Here is a 3,505-nt window from a genome sequence, read left to right as displayed (position 1 = left end):
CCACTTCTTGGGACGCGATCTTGAAAATCAATGCATCCTGACCCTTCTGTATCTCCGCTTTGCTATGCTGTCCCCGTCAGCGACCGTGGCCGAGGTTGCTGACGGGGCGGTGTATGGCGTCTGAGCCTTGTGGGTTGGACCACGTTTGCTAGCGAGCCAGCACCGTCTCTCTTCATCATCTCGAACAGTTGCATGTGGCCGATCAGGACCACGGATCAGAAGGAAGAGAACATGGATAACCTATCACATGGTCAGATCATCGGCATAGATGTCAGCCGCGACTGGCTGGACATTCATTGCTTGCCAAGCAATCAAAGGCTGCGATTGGCGAACACGGCTAAAGTTCATGAGCGGTTGAGTGAGATGGCCCTCTCGCAAAGTGCCTTGGTGTGTTTTGAGGCGACGGGTGGCCAGGAATGGAAGCTATGGGCTGCTTTGGATGCCGCAGGGGTCACGTCACGGCAATTACCGCCAGCACAAATCAAAGCATTTGCCGCCAGCCGGGGCACACGGGCAAAAACGGATCGGATCGACGCGGAACTGATTGCCCGGTTCATGGTGTTCAGGCCCGATGCGGGGCGCACCCTCCCACATGAAAAGATACGTCTTCTCAGGGCTTTGATGTCCAAGCGCGGGCAGCTCGTCGAGACACGGAAACGCCTTCTGGCGCAGATCAAGGCGCATAGGAAGCTCGGATCAGCCGATACGTTCGAGGCCATGGATGCCGAGCTGAAAGACCTGTTGAACCGGCAGGTCGTCACCCTGGAGGCCCAGATCGAACAGGTAATTGCGACCGATGCTGGCCTTGCTGCAACTGCCAGCATCCTGCGCTCCGTTCCCGGGATCGGCCCTGTGGCGAGCACGATGCTGATCGCGGAAATGCCAGAGCTTGGTCAAATCACAGGCGAGCAAGCCGCGGCACTTACCCGAGCAAGTGGGCGGCCTAGACAGCAATCGCCGCTTGGGCCGCTATGAGTGCTTCAACTGCAACCTGAACTTCCGCATAGAGCTCCGCTTCGAGCTCGCCTGCATCGATCTCGACAATCAGCGCATAGCGCACAGATGGCAAACCTTCATCCAGAAGCTTTTTCGACTTCCACCATCCGGTGACGGGGTGAACAGCCAGCAAGTTGCGCCGCGCTAGATCTGAAGCCTTACACGTCAGCTGATCTATATGGAGGGAGCCGACATGGCGCCGATTGCTACCGTAGTCCCAAAGATCATCCTCGTCGTTTGCAGGACCATCGGGCTGTTCGGCCGCCTTGCTGATCCGAGCCAGGAATTGGGCTTCGTTCTCGCCAGCGCGATTGAGTTGGAAACGTAAGTTGTGGGACGCGTAGCGGTACCGAACGCCGCGTGAGGCTTCGGACGGGTTCGGAGCGATGAAGCTGCTGAGTGCCACCCGCAAGGTCACATCTCCATTGCCGAGCGCGCGCAAAGCCTCAACGGGCCAGGGAAGGGCGAACAACTTCATTTCATTGTGGACATCACCGCCGGTCTTTTCAGAAATTCCGTAAGGCGTAATCGTGTCTTCCACGATGAGGGTCAGCGCATTCGACGCGCTGCGGCGGGCACGGGCCATGTCCGGCACACCATATCCATAGCGCTGAAAAAGGGGCGTGTAGTGACCCTTGTTCGGCTGGGCCGGCAGATGTGCACGCATCTGCTGCGTCCACCGCGCTGAAGACACATAAAGACCACGGACTGTCTCGGGCCAAAGCGTCGGATAGTCGGACCAGAGTTCCGTTACATCCTTCGCTGCAAGCGCTGTAGCCGCGCTGGTGTCGAAGGTGAATGTGAAAGATCGGACCGGATAATTGTGGTGCGTCGAAAGGAGCGATAACCATCCGTGCCGCATTGGCGGAGGCATGGCACTTAGCGCCCAGTTTCCACCCTCAAGGACTACGTCCGGCTTGTTTGGCCAATGGGACGACCACGATGCAGTTCTCGAAGCTGGCGACAAGTCGCCGAATGGTGCAAGCGCTTGTGCCGGCTCTCCATTTGGTAGTACGGTCTTCTCTGTAAAGGCTCCGACAGACACAACATTCCACGCCTGAGCCGGCGATTCGATTTCGTTGTCCTCGTGATCGCATCGGTCGAGGTAGTTTCCGGCACCAAAGGTGAAGTTGTCGGTATTCCCTGCCGAGACAAGCACCAGGCGCTGTTGTTTCACCTCACCTGAAACACCGGCGGCGAGCTGATCGACCTCCGTCGACCAGGACGTCGGAGCGCCGTCATGCGGGGTGTCCTCACCCGTCGTCGTGGTCATGGTGAAGGTCCGGCGTCGGGGGCCGACCTGTTCGACCGCATTGATCGCCTGTCTTGTGACCGTGCCAAGGAGATGATGCGGGTTCATCCCTGCATCAGGCAGTAGCTTCACAGATTCCAGACGGTTCACGACAGAAACCGGATTCGCCTGGTGCAGTTTCGGCGTCAGATCTCCAAAGAGCGCCAGTCCTCCCATCTGCGTGCCATGGCCCTTCACATCCTCTAGTCCCCAGGCCGGGTTGGCGGCATGTCGGTCATCCACGCTGAGCGCCGGCTGAATGAGAGGATGGGCGCGACTGACACCGGTATCCAAAAGCGCAACGTAGCCAGGATCGGGATTGTCAGTGTAGGTCGTACGACCCGCGAGTTCGTTGACCCATTGCGCCTGTTCTGCCACTGGCAAGCCGTCGAAGAAGTCCGCTGTGATGGTCGGAGCGGCAAGGGCGCGCACGCCGCCCAGTCGGCGGACGGCCTGAGCGAGTTGATTACGATCGGCCTGTACGACCACAACGGTATCTTCGGGAAACTCCAGCCGATCCGCTCCCACTGTGACGCCGTAGTTTGGTGCGGCCGCGACGAAGGCTTCGGTCATTTGAGGCTCGAGCCAAACCTCCCAGACGGTCGCAACATCCGCTCCGGGAAATTTGCCTGGAGGGCTGCGCCAGAGGGCACGCAACCCCGCTCCCGTGATAGCAGCAACGCTTTGCACCAGGTCCGCGTTCTTCGGACGCCCCGGGACGATTTCACCATCTTTCTCGCGATCAGGCGTGTCTTCAGTCCGAAACTGCTCGACCTTCTTGCGCAGCTTTTCGATACCCTTGGCTGTCGCAAAAACCGTCGCGCGCTCTTCGGCGCCGCCGGGAACTGGAGCATCTTCGATGCGCAGAAGCATCAAGCCGCTGGCGTCCAAGCTGTCCTTTTTTAGACGTTCGTCTACTCGGGAGCGGACTTCCAGATAGACGCCGGGAAGTTCGGCTGCTGGAATATCCGGCAGCGCGTCGATGGCCTGAAGCAATGCTTGGGCATGCGCAGCGCGATTGGGGACATCACTTGGTCTTTTGGACCCGCCCCTGCCCTTTGCTTGGAACGGGCGGGGCTGTCCGAGATGGCGAAGGATGAAGTGCGGAAGGTCGCGTGCCATCGTCATCGGTCCCTAGTTCTTGGAGCGACCGTCGGCGTTCGAGCGCATCAAGCAAATCCTGTGTCGCAATCTTGTCGGTATCATTTAGCACAGCAC

At 59.1% G+C, this 3,505-nt stretch carries 2 protein-coding genes; one reads left to right on the top strand and one right to left on the bottom strand.

Annotation, left to right across the window (positions count from 1 at the left end; all coding sequences use genetic code 11):
• Positions 1 to 231: 231 nt before the first annotated feature.
• Entirely contained in the window at positions 232 to 975 is a 744-nt protein-coding gene (locus TP2_RS09270; RefSeq protein WP_051692416.1) for an IS110 family transposase, read from the top strand.
• Here TP2_RS09270 and TP2_RS09265 read toward each other — a convergent pair.
• Complete coding sequence (locus tag TP2_RS09265; protein ID WP_157617092.1) at positions 944 to 3,409, bottom strand: S8 family peptidase; 2,466 nt, start codon at positions 3,407 to 3,409, stop codon at positions 944 to 946. The genes TP2_RS09270 and TP2_RS09265 overlap by 32 nt on opposite strands.
• Positions 3,410 to 3,505 lie beyond the last annotated feature (96 nt).

The organism is Thioclava pacifica DSM 10166 (assembly GCF_000714535.1).
GTDB classification, from domain to species: domain Bacteria; phylum Pseudomonadota; class Alphaproteobacteria; order Rhodobacterales; family Rhodobacteraceae; genus Thioclava; species Thioclava pacifica.
The sequence above is the reverse complement of the archived record's forward strand: the minus strand, read 5'-3'. Positions and strand labels throughout refer to the sequence as shown.